The 18,599-nt window shown below is 41.7% G+C and carries 13 protein-coding genes; 10 read left to right on the forward strand and 3 right to left on the reverse strand.

The annotated features are described in order from the left end of the window. The first annotated feature begins 94 nt into the window (after nucleotides 1-94). The 6 genes from DSM08_RS01770 to DSM08_RS01795 are packed head-to-tail and all read left to right on the forward strand — an operon-like array spanning nucleotide 95 to nucleotide 9,459. Complete coding sequence (locus DSM08_RS01770) at nucleotides 95-3,433, forward strand: SusC/RagA family TonB-linked outer membrane protein (RefSeq protein WP_187773953.1); 3,339 nt, start codon at nucleotides 95-97, stop codon at nucleotides 3,431-3,433. Nucleotides 3,434-3,445: 12 nt separating this feature from the next. Continuing rightward, entirely contained in the window at nucleotides 3,446-4,909 is a 1,464-nt protein-coding gene (locus tag DSM08_RS01775; RefSeq protein ID WP_149524539.1) for a RagB/SusD family nutrient uptake outer membrane protein, read from the forward strand. A gap of 11 nt (nucleotides 4,910-4,920) precedes the next feature. Next, nucleotides 4,921-5,691 carry a DUF4843 domain-containing protein gene (locus DSM08_RS01780; RefSeq protein ID WP_187773954.1) on the forward strand — a complete coding sequence of 257 codons (771 nt, stop codon included), beginning with the start codon at nucleotides 4,921-4,923 and terminating at the stop codon, nucleotides 5,689-5,691. A gap of 27 nt (nucleotides 5,692-5,718) precedes the next feature. Continuing rightward, entirely contained in the window at nucleotides 5,719-7,122 is a 1,404-nt protein-coding gene (locus tag DSM08_RS01785) for a PKD-like family lipoprotein (RefSeq protein ID WP_187773955.1), read from the forward strand. A gap of 4 nt (nucleotides 7,123-7,126) precedes the next feature. After that, complete coding sequence (locus DSM08_RS01790) at nucleotides 7,127-8,527, forward strand: TlpA family protein disulfide reductase (RefSeq protein WP_187773956.1); 1,401 nt, start codon at nucleotides 7,127-7,129, stop codon at nucleotides 8,525-8,527. Continuing rightward, nucleotides 8,527-9,459 (forward strand): S1 family peptidase, encoded by a 933-nt coding sequence (locus tag DSM08_RS01795; RefSeq protein WP_149524543.1) that lies wholly within the window; start codon nucleotides 8,527-8,529, stop codon nucleotides 9,457-9,459. Before DSM08_RS01790 ends, DSM08_RS01795 begins: the two co-directional genes overlap by 1 nt. 521 nt (nucleotides 9,460-9,980) lie before the next feature. Here the strand turns inward: DSM08_RS01795 and DSM08_RS01800 are convergent. The 3 genes from DSM08_RS01800 to DSM08_RS01810 all read right to left on the reverse strand — a co-directional run bounded on the left by DSM08_RS01800 (nucleotide 9,981) and on the right by DSM08_RS01810 (nucleotide 13,158). Continuing rightward, on the reverse strand, nucleotides 9,981-10,559 hold the full coding sequence (locus tag DSM08_RS01800) for a DUF1963 domain-containing protein (RefSeq protein ID WP_246172395.1): 579 nt from the start codon (nucleotides 10,557-10,559) through the stop codon (nucleotides 9,981-9,983). 20 nt (nucleotides 10,560-10,579) lie between these two features. Further along, a complete protein-coding gene (locus tag DSM08_RS01805; protein WP_187773957.1) occupies nucleotides 10,580-11,701 on the reverse strand; it encodes a leucine-rich repeat domain-containing protein in 1,122 nt (373 codons plus the stop codon). Nucleotides 11,702-12,249: 548 nt separating this feature from the next. Next, nucleotides 12,250-13,158 (reverse strand): transposase, encoded by a 909-nt coding sequence (locus DSM08_RS01810; protein ID WP_149524546.1) that lies wholly within the window; start codon nucleotides 13,156-13,158, stop codon nucleotides 12,250-12,252. Between the two features lie 224 nt (nucleotides 13,159-13,382). On the opposite strand from DSM08_RS01810, the gene DSM08_RS01815 reads away from it, so the two are divergent. From DSM08_RS01815 to DSM08_RS01830, 4 genes are read left to right on the forward strand one after another with little or no spacing between them, the layout of a single operon-like run. Beyond that, on the forward strand, nucleotides 13,383-14,429 hold the full coding sequence (locus DSM08_RS01815) for a UDP-glucose--hexose-1-phosphate uridylyltransferase (RefSeq protein WP_149524547.1): 1,047 nt from the start codon (nucleotides 13,383-13,385) through the stop codon (nucleotides 14,427-14,429). Further along, on the forward strand, nucleotides 14,430-15,587 hold the full coding sequence (galK, locus tag DSM08_RS01820) for a galactokinase (protein WP_246172397.1): 1,158 nt from the start codon (nucleotides 14,430-14,432) through the stop codon (nucleotides 15,585-15,587). It abuts the gene before it with no gap. 22 nt (nucleotides 15,588-15,609) lie between these two features. After that, on the forward strand, nucleotides 15,610-16,776 hold the full coding sequence (locus DSM08_RS01825; protein WP_149524548.1) for an aldose epimerase family protein: 1,167 nt from the start codon (nucleotides 15,610-15,612) through the stop codon (nucleotides 16,774-16,776). A 3-nt stretch (nucleotides 16,777-16,779) separates the two neighbouring features. Next, nucleotides 16,780-18,438, forward strand: a complete 1,659-nt coding sequence (locus DSM08_RS01830; RefSeq protein ID WP_149524549.1) for a sodium/sugar symporter — start codon at nucleotides 16,780-16,782, stop codon at nucleotides 18,436-18,438. Nucleotides 18,439-18,599: the final 161 nt, after the last annotated feature.

Below are 18,599 nucleotides of genomic sequence, written 5' to 3' on the forward strand. Positions count from 1 at the left end.
GAACCTTTTTATCGATTTGATTAGCCCTGAGCTATACCTAAACAAAAACAACCAAATCATAATTTTATCTAATCTACCTGGATTTATGAACCAAATGAAAAACAATGAATCCAGAATAGGATATCGCCTTATTGGTGCTGCTTCTATTCTGGAAAGATGGCGAACTCTGCCGTCAAAGCGAGTGAATAAGATGTGCTGTTTTATCTTATTTTGCTTATTGTGCGCTGCTCCGAACGCTTTATTCGGGCAAAAGATCAGTATTTCAGCACGTGGAAGTTCCTTGGAACAAGTGCTAAAGGAAATAAGGAAACAAAGTGGCTACAATTTCTTTTTGAATGCTGCTATGGTTGAACAGGCAAAACCAATCAATGTGCAGTTTAAGGACAAAGGATTGGAAGAAGGCTTGGTGGAGATCTTTAAGAATCAACCTTTCTATTTCCGTTTGAAGGATAATACCATCATTATCTTTCCAAAATCGGAGAACGATGGTACGCCGAACCGTGGTGAGTCAAGAAATCAACAAAGAAATCAACGTGGAAAAGTCGTGACCATGCAGGGGCAACCCATTGCCGGTGTGACGGTTAAGACTGCGAATTCACAGGTGTCTGTGAAAACGGATGCAGATGGAACTTTTAACATTCCGCTAGCAGACCAAGATGATAGACTTTATGTGTCCTTCGTGGGGATGGAGACACAGGTGGTAGCTATCAATGCCGCGAATGCGATCAATATCATCATGGAAAACCAAGTAAATGCTGTAGAGGATGTGGTGGTGACGGGTTTATTCAATAAAAGTAAAGCGACATTTACCGGTTCTGCCAACAGCTTTACGGGTGAGCAATTGAAAGCCTTAGCGCCTACCAACGTGATCGAAGCACTGACCATGCTGACACCAGGACTTATTAAAGTAGAGTCAAACGCAACAGGGTCAAACCCGAACAGGGTCCCTGATATCTTATTGCGTGGGGTAACTTCTTTCGCAAACAACGATCAGAGCGTCAATCAACCATTGATCATCCGTGATGGAACGATTGTTTCCATGCAGGATCTCTATGATATGAACATCAATGAGATTGCATCTATTACCGTGTTAAAAGATGCTTCGGCGGCAGCACTATACGGTGCAAAAGCGGCAAACGGGGTTATCGTTATTGAACGAAATAGAATTGCAGAAGGAAAGATCAGAATCTCTTACAACCTGACAGGGAGTGTTCAGTTTCCAGACTTCTCAGACTATAATATATTAGATGCTTCGCAGAAGCTCGAGTTCGAAAGACTAGCCGGATTATATACTTCAGCAGATATTACGCAGCAATATGGGTTAGACTCGCTCTACAACGCGCGATTCAAGGACATCAGCCGCGGTGTGAATACCGACTGGATGGCACAGCCCTCTCGCGTAGGCTATACGCAAGACCACTCCCTTCGACTATCTGGTGGTAGTACGGGTACTCGTTACGAACTTAATACCCGTTTTGCACAGGTGAACGGCGTCATGAAAGGTGACTTCAGAAAGCGTTACGGCATGGGCTTCGTATTGGAGCACTATGCGCCGAAGGGATTCTCTTTTACCAACAGAACAACATTAAGCCAAGTGGACAGTAAAAACTCTCCATATGGTGCTTTCTCAAGCTATACACAAGCAAATCCATACGATCGTATCTATGATCAGTATGGTGAATTGAACAAACTCCTATCCTGGGACCAAAGCAACCCGCTCTATGAAGCAAGTATCGGATCCTATGATAAAAGTAGAGAGCAGCTGTTTAGCAATGATTTCGATGCACGCTGGAACATCAATAAAGAGTTCCGATGGACAACGCACTGGAACATTACGTTATCGAACAATGAACGCGAGCTCTTTACTTCGCCATTATCGGCAGCATACCGCTCTGAAACAGACTATTCCAAAAGAGGTAGCATGACCAGAAATGGTGGCAAAGGCATTTCCTATGCCGGTAATACGGTGCTTTCCTACAATAAAATGTTTGACGAGAACCTATTAACGGCGAGTGTGGGTGGAAATATTACCAAGATCGATACGCGTTCTACGATCTATCAAGGCGTGGGTTTCTACGCATCAGATTTAAGTTTTATTGATTTCGCTGCGGGATATCCGGCAACGGGAAAACCAACAGGAAGTCAAGATCTAAATGCTGATTTAGGGACTTTCCTCAACTTGAACTACTCCCACAAAAATAGATACTATGTAGACGGAGTGTATCAAATATCGGGTTCCTCGAAGTTCGGGGCTAACAACCGTTACGGCCATTTCTGGTCGACGGGTATCGGCTGGAACATCCACAATGAGGCCTTCTTACAAGATAAAAATGTAGACTTATTGAAGCTAAGAGCGAGTATGGGCTATACGGGTAAAGTTAATTTCCCATCCTACCAAGCCTTGACTACATACCAGTATCGTAACGAATTAGGCTATCTGAATGGTATTGGCGCTGTGCCGATGGCTATTGGAAATCCTAACCTTTCCTGGGAGCGTAATATGAACTATAACGTAGGAACGGACATAAGCTTCTTGGATCGTCGTTTTAACATCGTCATCGATGCTTATTTGCGCCGTACGACAGACTTATTGATCGATAAAACATTAGCCCCATCCACGGGTGCCGAATCCGGAAAAGATAACCTTGGCGAGATTGAAAACAAAGGGATTGAGTTCCATGCTGACGCTTTTGTTTACCGCAATCAGAACTTATCGGTACAGTTAGGGACCAACATTGTGCACAATCAAAACAAGATCCTTAAGATCTCAAACGCTTTACAAGCGCAAAATGAGAGCAATAACAATGTAGAATCGATTGCACCACTTCCTCAATTCCAAGAGGGAGAATCAACAACGGCGATTAAAGTCGTTCAATCGCATGGTATCGACCCGGCGACAGGACAAGAGGTGTACATCAAAAGAAATGGTGACTTAACCTTTGTTTATGATCCGATTGATAAGGTTGTTATTGGCGATCAATTGCCGAAGTTCTCCGGTAATTTCTTTACCAATATCCGCTACAAGCAATTATCATTTGCAGCATACTTCAACTTCACGAATGGAGGGTATGTGTATAATACTACCCGTGCGACAAAGATCGAAGGTACTGATCCATATTATAATGCTGATATCCGCGTATTCGAAGATCGCTGGACAAAACCTGGCGATATTGCGATGTACAAGGATATCATGGATAGCTCTGCTCCGAAACAAACTAGCCGTTTCGTAGAAAAAGAAAATACCCTGCAATTGCAGCGCTTAAATATTATGTACGATTTCAATCCAAGTTTGGCACGACGCATCGGTGCTAGCAAGATGTCGTTTGGTATTAGTATGAACGACTTGTTCAGAGCTTCTACAGTAAGAATGGAGCGCGGAACCGCTTATCTATATAGCAGAGGCGTAGATTTCAACCTTAATATTTTATTCTAAACCGACCTGAAGATGAAGTTTACAAGAGTAAATTCTATAAAAAAATATTGCGTAGCGGCATGTTGCGCTATGCTGATGATACAGTCGTCATGTGATAGTTTCCTTGACGTTCGCCCTGTCGGAGAATTACCTTCCGATAAGTTATTAGAGAAGCCTGAGGGCTTTGAAAGTGCACTGTATGGAGCCTATGCTTCATTGCGTGCCGACAATCTTTATGGCAAGACATTATCGCATGAGATGATCGAGGTATTAGCACAGTACTTCGAATGTCCTTCTAACGAGTATGTGGACCAGGTAAAGGTCTATAATTACAAACATACCCTATTAGAAACGGCGACCAACAACGTTTGGAAGAATATGTACACCAACATCTCCAACGTAAATAATATCCTGGAATCCCTAGCAAAGAAAGACGCCGGAAGTATGCGCTATTATAACCTATACAAAGGCGAGGCTTTAGGCTTGCGTGCATTTATGCACTTCGAGTTGTTACGTTTGTTTACCGAGGATATTAAGCTCAATGCAGCTGCTTCGGGCATACCTTATGTGAAGACTTTCTCACAGCAAAGCACTCCATTTAGTACAGCTGCGGTAGTCTATGACGCTATCATAACTGATTTGAAAGATGCAGAAGCTTTGTTAGCCGAGGATCAGAACTATTTTACCTATCCAAAGGCAAATCCTGCGGAACCTTTTATCAAGGATCGCGATATCCACTTCAACCTTTATGCTGTGCAGGCTATTCTAGCACGTGTATATCTCACAAAAGGCGACTTGGATAATGCAGCAATCTATGCGAAAAAGGTAATCGATTCCCAGAAGTTTGAGTTATTGGATAAAACGGAAATTGCTGAGGCAAAAATCCGAGGTATACTGTTTCCCAAAGAAGCCATCTTCGGTTTATATTCCGATTTATATTACACAACGGTCTATGAACGCTTTTATCAAGAAACAACCCGTTTTTCCTATAACCTAAGAAAAGATATCAGAAATATCTATTCGTTGGAAGAGAAAGGTCATGACTATCGCTGGGAAGGCTATATCAAAATGCCAACTATGTCCGGCGGCAACTACCGCTTTGTAAAGCTTGTGGATCCGTTCCAAGTAAATGATAATGCTTTTCAACGCCCTGCGAATGCCATTACCGGTATCAACATGATTCGTTTACCAGAAATGTATTATATCATGGCGGAAGCTCTTCTTTCCAAAAACCCAACAGAGGCACAGACGTATTTTGATGCGGTCTTGAAATCTCGCGGATTGGAAGGCTTAAGCGAACGCGATCCTGCGCTTCAACTGACGCAAGAACGTATCGACGCCGAACGCTATAAAGAGTTTATCGGGGAAGGACAAACCTTCTTTAATATGAAGCGCCGCAACCTGGATATCATGAGCACTATTAACATAAAGATTCCAGCAAGCAATGCCATCTACGTGTGGCCTATCCCGGATGCAGAGAAAGAATTTAACAACTAATGAAACAGGTCATGAAGAATTATAAAAATATAACCTTATTAAGCCTTCTTGCCGTGGCAGGAATGTTCTTATATTCTTGTAAGGAATCTAGCTTAGTCGTCGATGATCAAGATATAAAAGGGATCTATTTCCAAAAAGATAGTATCAATTACTCCTTTGGAGTCACTCCTTTGGAAGTTGAATCGCATACCTTGCAAATTCCTCTTCGTATTATGGGGACTCCATCGGAATCCGATAGAAATTTCACGGTCAAAGTGAATCCAACTAATACGACCGCACAAGCCAATGTTCACTACCAGTTGTCAGATCAGTTGGTCGTGAAGGCAGATTCTATCAACGCATATTTACAGATCAAAATAGATCGCCAATCGCTCGAACAAAATACCTACAAAGTAGAGTTGAATTTGGAGGAAGACCAAAACTTTAAACCGGTCAACGAGAACTTCAAGAAGGTGGTCGTTTATTTCAACAACCGTGTCGAACGCCCGGACTGGAAAGATTATGCGGGAAATCAAACTTGGCCAGACTACAAATTAGGGAATTGGAATCCGCTGACCTATGTGAAGTTCATTGAGCTGTTCCGCGACATGAAAAATACAGCGCCAAGTACGTATGACGCGATGGTCAAGGAGTTTGGTGAAGACCTGGTGAATGTTACTTACGGCTGGGCATGGAGTTACGACTTCAGTTTGCAGAAATATGTACTAGCACCGCTCTACAAGTATTTTATGGAGGATAATCCAGAGTTGGGCGTGGTGATACCGAAGCCAGCTAATTATTAAATCGTTTAAAGACCTAGAATAATGAAAATGAAAAATATATTAGTTATTTGGATGGCCGTAGGTTCGCTGCTTATCCAGAGTTGCTATAAAGATCATACGACCGTAGATACGAGGGAAATATCGGAAATAGCCATTGAGCTTGCCAATGTACCTACAGATGTATTGGACATGGATAAGAATGAAACCGTCAACTTTAAACCGACCATTACGCAGCAGGATGATAAGCTTGCATTGGAATACGAATGGGAAGTAGACCATGAGATCGTTTCAAGAGAAAAAGACTTCACGTTCAAAGGCGACAAATTAGGATCCTATATCGTACGACTCAAAGTCAGCAACCAGGACGGTAGTTCTTTTAAGACCTTCAAACTGAATGTCAATTCGCCTTACGAGGAGGGTTTGATCATCTTAGGAGAGTCTCCGGAGCAAAAAGCGACGATTACCTTTATCCGTAAGCACGCAAATAAATTAATTTCGGAAACGAAAGTGGATGAAATCGAACGCGATGCCTTTGCGATCAATAATGATGGAGCGGCTTTAGGAAACCAGCCTACCGATATCGTACGCCGTAATAACCAGCTCTTTGTTTCGACTATCGGCAATCAAACAATCACGCTGTTGAACCATAATACCTTCGAAGTAGAGACAAAAGTTACCGCGCCTGAGTTTCCGGACTTCAATCCCTACCGTTTGAATATACCAAATACCACAGCGACCAAAGCACAAGTATTGACGAAGGAAGGTAAACTCTATTCATTGGCGACCAACGAATTCTTGATTCAGAAAGATAATTCGTTTGATGCTAATGTCAAATTGGAAGTCAAAACACAGTTTGTTCCGGACATGAACTTTACGTCAAACTATTACTGGGATAATGCCAATTCGCGTTTATGGAATATTTGGTACACCAAATCAAGTTCTTTGAATGAATTCGAAGGTCAAGACCTTGTACAGTTCTTCTTTGCCAACAATCGCGTATATACGTTGACTAAGTCGAAGCAGAATCCTAACCAATGGAGCAGAACCGTATTCGGGCCATACATTCAGGTATATTTCTCAACACCATTGGAAATATTGGAGAAAGAAACATTTACATCGACCAATCAACTCTTAAATAAAGCGTCACTGACATTGGTAAACGATAAGTTGTTCAATCTTTTGTATGTATCGGGAAAAAGCATTTACCAATGGTTTTACTCAAGCAAAGACCTGTCGTCAACACCATTCATAACCATTGATATCCCTGGAGAGATTACCGCAATGGAGCGCAGCTTGAGTGGTAATGAGCTTTTCGTTGCTGTTTATGATGCTGCCGCTGCAGGTAATAAAGGATCAGTATTGGTTTACAACATCGAAAACGGTAGAAAGATAACCTCTTTCTTAAATGTGTCGGATAAAGCGGTACGTATGCTTTACAAAAAGAAAATCTAATTCAATGAGAGTAGTTCATCATCACCATACGGTAGGGCTTTTAATAGCCCTACTTATTCTGCCTTTTACCCAGATATCGGCACAGCAGAAAGCCAGCTCCGTAAAAGGGAAGATCAATCTAGACAGCAACTACGTTGTCTTAATTTCACCCTTGTTGGCAAACCCTGAGAACGACGAGTCTACGCAAGAGTTACCCATTGCTCAGGACGGCTCATTCGCCTGGAAGAATGAGGATCAGTCTTCTTCTTGGTATCAAGTGATGTTTATGCCTAAAGCACGTAATAAGCAGTTGGGAGCAACATTTCCTTTATTTCTAAGCCCGAAGGCGAAGGAAGAACTTCAGCTATCCTACAATGATACGAGCTATATCCATTCGTTATCGAAAAAGACCAGTGCAGAGAACAGTGCCCTGATCAACTATGCCGGTTTTATCAACCAGCGTATTCGTGAAAGCTTTGTCAATCCTCCTAAGAAGGAAAATCTAACGGCTTTCTTAAATTCTTACCTGGAGAAGGCACAACAGCTGGCTTCAACACCGAATCTGAAGAACAAAGAGGTCAAAGATTATCTCAAACTATGGTCCTACAATAGCTATTTATCCGCGTTGTTTTCAATGGACCGCGCTGGCGAAATCAAAACCTTGCCTGCGGACTTATTGGCAACGATGGATAGCGAACAGATCTTTATGTTCTACAACGGGGTTGGCAACTTAAACCAGTTAATCGACTCTCGTTTGAAAAGCAAAGGAATCGCAAAACGCGATAAGGTCTATTTGCCGAGCAAGATAGCATTGATCAAGGAAACGTTCAATAATGAAAAACTAGTCGATGGCCTGATTAAATCTGATCTTGCCAGCTATGTTTCCTCGTATAGATTGACAAGCCAAGAGCAATTTGCGAAAGATATCGAAGACCTGAAGCAGCACCTAGCACATATCAACGACAAGAAAGCTGCTGAAAGAATGCTTAGAGATTTCGCAAACTTGCGTTACACTGCCATTGGTAGCGAAATGCCCAACATTAAATTTAAAGATGCGCAAGGGCAGGAGGTTAGTTTGCAAGCTTTTAAAGGTAAGTATATCTACATCGACCTATGGGCGTCTTGGTGTGTTCCATGTATCAAAGAAGTTCCTTATTTAAAAGAATTAGAAAAGACTTTCGCAGAAAAGAATATCGCCTTCGTCAGCATTTCTTTGGATGAGAATAAAGAAGCTTGGAAAAATAAGATGAAGGAATTGGACCTACATGGCGCACAGTGGGAGCTAGGCGATTCTTCCTTCGATAAATTGATGAACGTTCGTGGCATCCCTCATTTCATCCTATACGGGCCAGATGGCAAACTAATCTACTATCAAGCACCAAGACCGAGTTCCGCAGAGATTAAAGAAATTTTCAAAAATATATAATGACAATCAATAGCATATGGAAGAGTGGATTAGCTCTTCTTACACTTGGGATTTTCATCTCCCAAAATAGCGCACAAGCGCAATCTTTCCGCCCGCTTACCGCAGATGAGAAAAATGCCTATCCCGACAATCAGGCAATCTTATTGACCTTAGAAAACAAGGCCGATTCCATTATCGCCAGCAAAAATCACCTGACGCCGCAGCAAGCAAAGGAACAGCTCAAAGCGAGCATAAATAAAAAAGTAAAGATTAAGGCCGTAAAGCCAAACAATAAGGTGCTCAGTTCCGAAGAAATTGTTAAAAAGTTGAAATTATCGACGGTTATTGTTGCAGACGCTTACTTATGTGGAAAATGCGCCCGTACGCATATAGCTCCGTCTTCGGGCTATATCATAGATGAATCGGGAATCTTCGTAACAAACTACCACGTCGTAGAATCATTCGTAAAACCACAGACAAACGGACAGGCGAAGCTTTCCTTGCAAGTGATGACATGGGATGGGAAAGTATATGCCGTCTCGGAGATTCTTTCTGCCAATCAAGATATGGACTTAGCCATCGTCAAGCTAAATGTAGGCAAGGATAATTTGGTGCCCCTAGCACTTGGGCCGGACGCAGAGATCGGTTCGGAGGTCTTTGTCTTGAGCCATCCGCATATGCTCTTCGATTTCTTCTCGAAAGGAATTGTCGCTAGAAAATATAGCCGATATACCAGATACGGCTCCAAAGATAGTTACCCTGAAATGGAAATCACAGCAGACTTTGCTGCCGGTTCATCTGGAGCAGCGGTAGTAGACAATAAAGGAAACTTAGTGTCTACGGTGGCTACTACCTGGTCATTATACTACGATAGCCAACGTAAATCTGACCTGCAGATGGTCGTTAAAGGGACAAAGCCTGTTATCTGTTTGAAGGAATTGCTTTTGTTATAGAAGTTAGTAGTTAGACCTATGACGGGATGTTATGGTTGGAGGGAAAGAGGGTAGTTTTGAATATGGGATGCGAGGAAGATTTGTTGGGGCTTATTTCTACTTCTAAGGTCTACAATCTAGTCTGAATCAGGAAAGGAAGGTGCAAGGATGGTCAGGATCTTGGTCCTCTTGAAATCTTTCCTTTCCTAGTCAGACAAATCATCCTTTTATACAGTACGTTTCTTCGTTTACTCAAAACCCTTATAAAACCCTTTCACTCCTCTTTCATAACCCCATCATAGCCGCTTCGAAAGGGTTATGATAGGGGAGTGAATAGCCTATGAATGGTAAGTGCTTGAACGTAGGTGTCGAGGGGCTGAGGATTTGCTTAGCTGAACTAGCAAAGGAAGGGTTAAGGGATGAGTAGAATAGTCCAATATCTAGTCTGAACCAGCATTTAGGGGGTATATAATTCAATAGAAACAATTGAAAAGTATGAATGTAGATACTTTTTCGTTGTTTCCCAACAAGTTGGGTGGTTGCTAACTACTTACCTTTGTGACAAATATTTTGCTGAAGTCTTTTTTAGTCAAATCGCTTTTGTGGATTACAAAAAACAAATCTCCAGCATCTCCCCATTGAAAATCGCCTCGAGATTTTACCAACAGCAAAATCACCCAATCTTGGGGAATGCCTTTCCAAGTCAGCGATGCTTGTAATTCAGGTGACTCATGTTGCGTAAATGCATAACAATTCATCGCGTAGTCAAATTCTTTGAGATCCAAAATAGGAGTTTCAAGTTTATCGTACAATTCGTCAAGTAATTCCCCTTGTTGTAGCAAAGATTTCCCTTTGCCTTCCAATAAGTATTTGTTTTGATGGTACGCGTAAGATGAGGGCGCAGAATTCAGTAAAAAAGCATCTGCTTTATATGCTGTGTACTGGCCATTGAACAATTCGAAAAAATCTTCTTCCTCGAAATGGAATCGTCCTCCCGATTCTAATGTCTTGTTGTCCTCGACATACAGCACTTTTGCCAAATCTTCGTCGTCGTATCCGAAAAAATGAAAACTCTTGAAAAAGAAAAATAAGGTCCCGGTACGAGGAAGATAGGTCTGCAATTCTGCAATACTTTTGCAGTTTATTTGTGCGATAAACTCATAGTGATAGTTCTTTGCTCATCTGTACTACAAAAAGTCGGGAATGGAATTGTTTGAGGGAGATCTGGATATCCTCCAAATCGATGATTTCCTATCAATGCATAATTATCTTTTGATGTATTGTTAAATCCTACTGACTTTTTTATCAACGAAAGGATAGATTCGCGTTCACGAGTTAATTTATTTTTATCGATTATTTTATTTACTGGGGCAATCAGGTCTTTGTCTTGTTCTGCAAGGAAATCATTTTCATTCCAGGCCAGCATACCTTTACCATCGGCGCCATGATAGCTATAGTCGAGTAATCGTCTTTTGTCATCAATATCGAGTTCTAATCCGTCGAATGAATTATATTCAGGAGGTGAATTTTTTAAAGGATTTCCATTAGCCTGAATGGAGGTTAGCGAATCTTGTTTTAGCAACGAAACAGGTTGTGTTGTAAGTTGATTATCTATAACGTCCAACGTATTTAGAGAAGGCAAGTTAATCTCTTCAGGAATACTTTCGAGAGCGTTATTCTGAAGCGCAAGATATTTCATATTGGGTAAAGAGAAAAGCGACGCAGGTAAGTTTTTGAGCTCAGAAAAATTTATAGACAATCTTTCTAAGTTTTGTAGGTGGCCGATTTCTTCAGGCAAATGTTGCAATCTTGTTCCGTTTATATGAATCGTGATTAATTCGCGCAACTCTACCAATCGTTCGTCGAATTCGAAAAAGTCTAATTTAGTTTGGTCAATAAAATTTCCACGATTTGTAATCGTCAGATAAGCAAGGTTTTTGAATGTGTAAACCTCATTTGGTAACGTTTTGAACGTTGGATTTATAATTTCTAAATTGCGTACATCCGATGGATTGGCGGAGTTTGTTTCTTCCAAACTTTTGAAACGATAGAATTCCCAATTCAAACATTTGGAATCCAATTGAACAGCGACTTGTAGTGCAAACTCGGGAACATCGTTATAAGGGGGAGACCATTTACCATCGACTAATACCCAGCCGTCTTTATATTCGACTCTACCGAAAAAATCTAGTGAATATTCAAACCCATCCTTGCTAAAGTTGGTGTGGTCTCGTAGATTTTTATCTTCTTCGAACGAAATCACTCCTGTTGGAGTTCCATTCTCGTGAATTCTTAATGCCTCGAATGAAATTTTTAGTTTGTTATCCGGATTATAAGTATCGAAAAGTTTGTCGTTTTGTTCGCTTTCAATAGTGCTTATATCAACTGTAATTTGTGTATATAAGGTCCCAATGAGTTCGGCAATGGTCCACGAGGTTTGTTGCTAATCAATTGGGTAGTCTTTGCCATCGATCTTGAAGTACGATGTTGGATTCGATACCTGTTCCATACTATGAGCTGTTAGTTAGAAAGTGCAATGATTTTATTAAAAATAAGCATTAATCTTAATGTTCGATAACGTTTCATTAACTGAGCATAAATCCAATGGCCACGTTTACGCATTATAGAGGTGGGAATGAGCGGTCAGTATTATTCATATTACAGATTCTACGTATCCGACTTAATTTCACGTTAGGCTTGCGAGGTGTAACAGGTAAAGGAAGGGTTTTAGGAACTTATCACTACTGTTGATGTCAAAATGGCAAATTATATAATGCCGCCTTAGGTCTAAATACTAACTACTAATGCGAATTAAGGGTTGAAAATAGGCTTTATGAAACAGGCTGTTAATTTACCGAACACATGTACTAATAGTCCTTTGGTAGATCTGACCTTACTTGCGTTTTGTATCTGTGTTTTTTCATTTATCCAATTAAAAAAGGATTCGATTGGTTGTCTTACCTTAGATACTGCTCTTGAAAACAGGTCATTATAAGCACGATCCCTGTTTTTTAAACAATCTGGTTTTCCTTGGGTTTCCCTTATCGGAGTATACATAATTGATTTTTTTTCTTTATAAAACCACTCGAAGAACGGGGCGTCACGGTATATCTTGTCACCAAAGAACGTCCTACCTGCGATGGATGCCCAATTCTCCTTAAATATGTTCAGGTCACTTTCAGATGCCTTGCTTATTACAATGCTTTCCGGACGAGGCAGCGTGGATTTGTTATAGCTGTTGAGCGCATGAAGCTTTAATCCAAAATACCAAAGCCTCTTCGTTGAGCAGAAGCTTTTATCCGTTATCTCCAGAGCTACCTTTGCCCTTCTAGTCCCACTGCAGGTTATGATGGGCATAGAGTCCAGTAGGGAAAATTCTCTGGAGCACTCCTCTGGTGCAAAGTCCTCTATAACTGACTGACAAAGAGATCTCAAAACATCAAAAAGGCGGTTGATACGGGTGTTGAATGCTACGTATGAAGTTAGCTTGGGAAACCAATCCATCAGATAATCCGAGGCGAATTTATGGATCTGCTTGATCCTTAGCCGCTGTTCCTCGTGCACACTGAATAAATAGATGGTCAAAACCTCCTGATCAGTAAAGTCAGGTTTGTTATTGTTTGAAAATCGCTGACAGTAATATTGCAGTTCACTGTCATATTTATCACACACATACTGGTATAATTTTATTAATTTTAGAGCCTTGGCCTGATTGATCATGTTCTTTTATAATGCGTAAGGAACATTATAAATATACTGATAATCAGGCTTTTATACAAGTTTTCGACCCTCTTTTTAAGAAGATTTTTCCAATATATTTCAACCCTTAATTCGCATTACTAAATACTAACTACTAATAACTACGACTAAAGTGTAAAATAAACACTTAGTTCTTCGACTTATCATTGTATTTTGTATTTTAGATAAAAGAAGAGCAAAAACCCATGCCTGAACCAACAATAAACGAAAATCCACACAAACGATTAAACTTACTTACGGGTGAATTTATCCTCGTATCCCCGCATCGAAGTAAACGGCCTTGGCAAGGGCAAGTGGAGGAAACCTCTGCAGATCAACGTCCGGAATATGATTCTACCTGTTATTTATGTCCTGGGAATCAACGCGCTGATGGTACCTTAAATCCAGATTATAAGGATAGTTTTGTTTTTGTAAATGATTTCTCTGCCTTGCTTCCCGATACGGAAAGCACATTCATCGATGAGGATGGTCTATTGATTGCGGAGACCGAGCGGGGGATCTGTAAAGTTATTGCTTTTAGTCCTCGACATGATCTTACTTTGCCAGAAATGGAAGTTCAGGATATCAAAAAGGTCGTGAATTTATGGCAGCAGGAGTTTGTGGAATTGCGTCGCGATGATTGGATCAAATACATACAGATTTTCGAAAATAAAGGGGCGATCATGGGCTGCAGCAACCCGCATCCGCATGGTCAGATATGGGCACAGAGTAGCCTTCCTGTAGAAATTATAAAAGAAGATATACAACTGCGTGCATACTTCGAAGATCATCAAAGGAGTTTACTTGCCGATTATATAGATCTAGAAGAGCGAAAAGATGAACGCGTGATCATCGCTAATGAGCACTTTGTGGCACTGGTTCCCTATTGGGCTTCCTGGCCTTTCGAAACGATGATGGTTTCAAGAAGACATGTACAAGATATTAGTCAGTTTACTGACCAAGAAAAGCAAGATCTTGCCAAGACCATAAAGGAACTCACTGTCCGTTACGACAATATTTTCAACACATCATTTCCATACTCCGCCGGGATGCATCAGGCTCCTGTCAATAGTGAAGATCAGCAGCATTGGCATTGGCATATGCACTTTTATCCACCGCTATTGCGGTCTGCTTCGGTTAAAAAGTTTATGGTTGGTTATGAAATGTTGGCCAATCCACAGCGAGATATCACCGCTGAGCGTGCTGCAGAAATCATTAAAGAACAAAGTACCACCCATTATAAGGCTCAATAGATGATCGATAAGCATATACTCGAATCGCGTTTTAAGGATGTTTTTGGAAAGAATCCTGACCTTGTTGTTAAATCTCCAGGGCGAATCAATATTATTGGCGAGCATACCGATTATAATGAGGGCTTCGTATTGCCCGCTGCCATCGATAAAGCAGTATATGTCGTAGTTAGGAAACGGGAGGATGATCTCATCAACCTTTATGCGGAAGATTTTAAAGAGAATTTTGCGATTTCAATGAAAGACGTTGCGCCGACGGCGCAAGGTTGGCCGAACTATATACTGGGCGTAGTGCAGCAAATAGAGAATAAGGGGCTTAGCCTATCTGGATTTGACTTGTATATCGACGGAGACATTCCTGTAGGGGCTGGTCTATCGTCCTCGGCTGCAGTAGAATGTGCAACGGGTTATGCTTTGAACGAATTGTATGGGTTGAATCTTGATCGCGTCACCATTGCTAAAATGGGGCAAATGGCCGAGCATACCTATGCGGGGGTGAAATGTGGGATTATGGATCAATTCGCTTCGGTATTGAGCAAGGCGGGGCATGTAATCCGTTTGGATTGTCGCGACCTTAGCTATACCTACGTGCCCTTAGATTTGGGGAACCATGAGCTTGTGCTTCTTAATACCAATGTAAAGCATGCTTTAGCATCTTCTGCATACAATGACCGTCGTCATGCTTGCGAGCATGCGGTAGGTCTGCTGCAGGCTAAATACCCGCAGGTGAAGAGCTTGCGCGATGTCAGCATAGCGCAGTTGGACGAACTGGTAAAGCCTGTTGATCCGGAAGCCTATTCGAAGGCTAGATTTGTATTGGAAGAAAATGAACGTCTAAATAGAGCATGCGAAGCCTTACAGGCAAGCGATATTACTGCCCTTGGCGAGCAGCTATTCCTAGCCCATGAGGGATTGAGCAAGGAATATGGAGTGAGCTGTGCGGAACTAGACTACCTAGTGGACCGGGCGAAGCAATTTAAACAGGTGAAGGGGGCAAGAATGATGGGTGGCGGTTTTGGTGGTTGCACCATCAATATCGTAGAAAAGGGATTTGGCCCTCAATTAGTTGAAGCCTTGTCCGAAGGCTACCGCTCGAGATTTGACTTGGAATTAGCGGCTATTTTCGTCGCCATTGATAATGGAACGGAAGTCGTATATTAGATACACGATTATAAACAATCTGATGAATAAGAAACTAATCAACCTAATCCTGGGTTGTGCTTTGTTGGCTCTATTATCTTGCCAGCAGGGAACAAAACAAGATAAAACCAGCCCATCACCCACGGGTAGCAAAGAGCTAGTTGACTCCGCGCAGTTTAATGAAGATATAGATGGTAAAGCCGTAAGATTATTTATTTTAAAGAACGCCAAGGGAGCGACTGCCTATTTGACCAATTTTGGCGCCCGCCTCGTTGGACTTGTAGTTCCAAATAAAGATGGCGCTATGACTGATGTTGTTTTGGGATTTAGCAAGGCTTCGCTGTATAACAATCCCGAAGAGCCCTACTTTGGACCAATAGTTGGCCCTTTCGGCAACCGAATTGCAAACGGGAAGTTCAGCATTGATGGGGAGCAATACACGACGCCTACGAACAATGGTAAGAATACTTTGCATGGTGGATTTAAGGGCTTGCATTTTGCGAATTGGGAGGCTAAACAAATCGACGAGAAAAGCGTTGTTTTCTCGCACACCTTGCCCGATAGATACGAGGGTTTTCCTGGTAATATCAAAATTGAAGTGACTTACAGTCTGTCTGATCATGATGAACTGACGATTGCTTACCATGCTACGACTGATAAAAAGACGGTTATCAACCTGACCAACCACGCTTATTTCAATTTAAACGGGGAGGGTAGTGGTTCCATCTTGAATCATCAATTGACGCTATTTGCGGATCAGATGACACCGATGGACAGCACACTGATTCCAACAGGAGCGATTAGTTCGGTTAAAGGAACGCCATTTGATTTTACGAGCGCGAAAAGCATTGGCAAAGACATTGAAGTTGCTAATGAGCAACTGACTTTTGGCAAAGGCTTTGATCATAATTTTGTGTTGAATGGCACAAAAGTCGACGGTCTGAATCATGCTGCCAAGGTTGTTGGAGATCAGTCTGGCATTGTGATGGATATCTATACAGAAGAGCCGGGCATTCAATTTTACTCCGGAAACTTTATGGCAGAAAAAGTAACCCTGAAGAACGGCAATAAAGACAGTTTCAGGACGGGCTTCTGCTTAGAGCCGCAGCATTTCCCGGACTCGCCAAACCAACCTAACTTCCCGTCGACCATCCTTAATCCCGGCGACAGCTATTCGACCAAATCTGTTTATAAATTCTCAGTTCAATAATCCATGGAAACTAAAGATTATATCGTATTCCTATGCTATTTCGCTATCGTTGCGGGCTATGGACTTTACATTTATTATAAGAAGAAATCAGCTTCAGGCGATTCTAAGGATTATTTTCTTGCCGAGGGGTCACTAACCTGGTGGGCAATTGGAGCTTCGCTTATTGCGTCCAATATTTCGGCGGAGCAGTTTATCGGTATGAGCGGCTCGGGTTTTAAGATCGGGTTGGCGATAGCGACTTATGAATGGATGGCTGCTGCGACTTTAATTGTCGTTGCGGTGTTTTTCTTGCCTGTCTACCTTAAGAACAAGATATTCACCATGCCGCAGTTCCTGAATGTCCGGTATAATGGAACGGTCTCGATGATTATGGCGGTCTTTTGGTTATTGCTTTATATCGTGGTCAACCTTACTTCCATCTTGTTTTTAGGGGCATTGGCGGTGTCGAGTATATCGGGTTTAGATTTTCAACTTTGTATGATCGGATTGGCGGTTTTTGCCATCGTTATCACCTTAGGGGGGATGAAAGTAATTGGGTATACCGATGTCATCCAAGTATTTTTCCTTATCCTGGGTGGGCTTGCTACCACGTATCTTGCCTTAAATTTGGTTTCTGACCACTTTGGTGGCGAGGGGATCCTACAGGGCTTCAATATCGTGCATGAAAAAGCTGCCGATCATTTCCATATGATCTTAAAACCTGATAATCCGAATTACATCGATCTTCCGGGCTTAAGTGTCTTGATCGGTGGTATGTGGGTGATCAATCTTAGTTATTGGGGCTGTAATCAATACATCACGCAGCGCGCATTAGGAGCTGATCTAGGAACAGCAAGAAACGGGCTTTTATTTGCTGCAGTGTTAAAGTTATTGATGCCGATCATTGTGGTATTACCTGGAATTGCAGCATTTGTGCTGTACAATGATGGCTTGTTCCAACAGGAAATGATGGCAAGCGGGGAGCTAAATCCGGATAGAGCTTATCCGGTGTTGCTAAGTTTGTTGCCTACAGGTCTAAAAGGTCTGTCATTTGCGGCATTAACGGCTGCTGTTGTGGCATCGCTTGCCGGAAAAGCAAACTCGGTTGCGACGATTTTCTCGCTAGACATTTACCAAAAGATATTCGATAAAAATGCTTCTGAGCGGAGGTTGGTGAACGTGGGAAAGATCACTATCATCGTTTCCATGATCTTAGCGATTATTATTGCGCCGCATTTGGGAATTGATAAGAAGGGTGGTTTCCAATATATTCAGGAGTATACCGGCTTTGTTTCGCCAGGTATTTTTGCGATGTTCTTGCTGGGTTTCTTTTGGAAGAAAACGACGTCGAATGCCGCCCTGTTTGCGACTATCGGCGGATTCTTAATGTCGATCGTATTGAAGTTCTTGCCTCAGTTTATGGACCTATCTTTTCTGGCATCTACGGGTTTCGCTATTCCGGTGAATGGTGTTTATGAAATACCGTTTATCGATCGCGTTGGTTTTGTATTCTTGTTCTGTGTAATCGGAATGTACTTTATCAGTATTTATGAGAATAAACGCGGCGTAGCTCCGAATGGATTGGAAGTGGATACAACGATGTTCAAGACAAAGACTGGTTTTGCGGTAGGCGCATTGCTGGTATTGGGAATTACAGCGGCCTTGTACACCATATTTTGGTAAGGAATTAATTTAGCTTAACATTTGCGCATATCGGATGAGGAGAGGGCATGGTGTTTGTGAATGATGTTGATGGTGTCTTCAATTTAAATCAACTTGCTAAGTGCCGTTTTTATTTTTCGGCCTGTCGTGCAAATGAACATATAAAAAACAAAAAAATATAA

The organism is Sphingobacterium hotanense (genome assembly GCF_008274825.1).
GTDB lineage: Bacteria > Bacteroidota > Bacteroidia > Sphingobacteriales > Sphingobacteriaceae > Sphingobacterium > Sphingobacterium hotanense.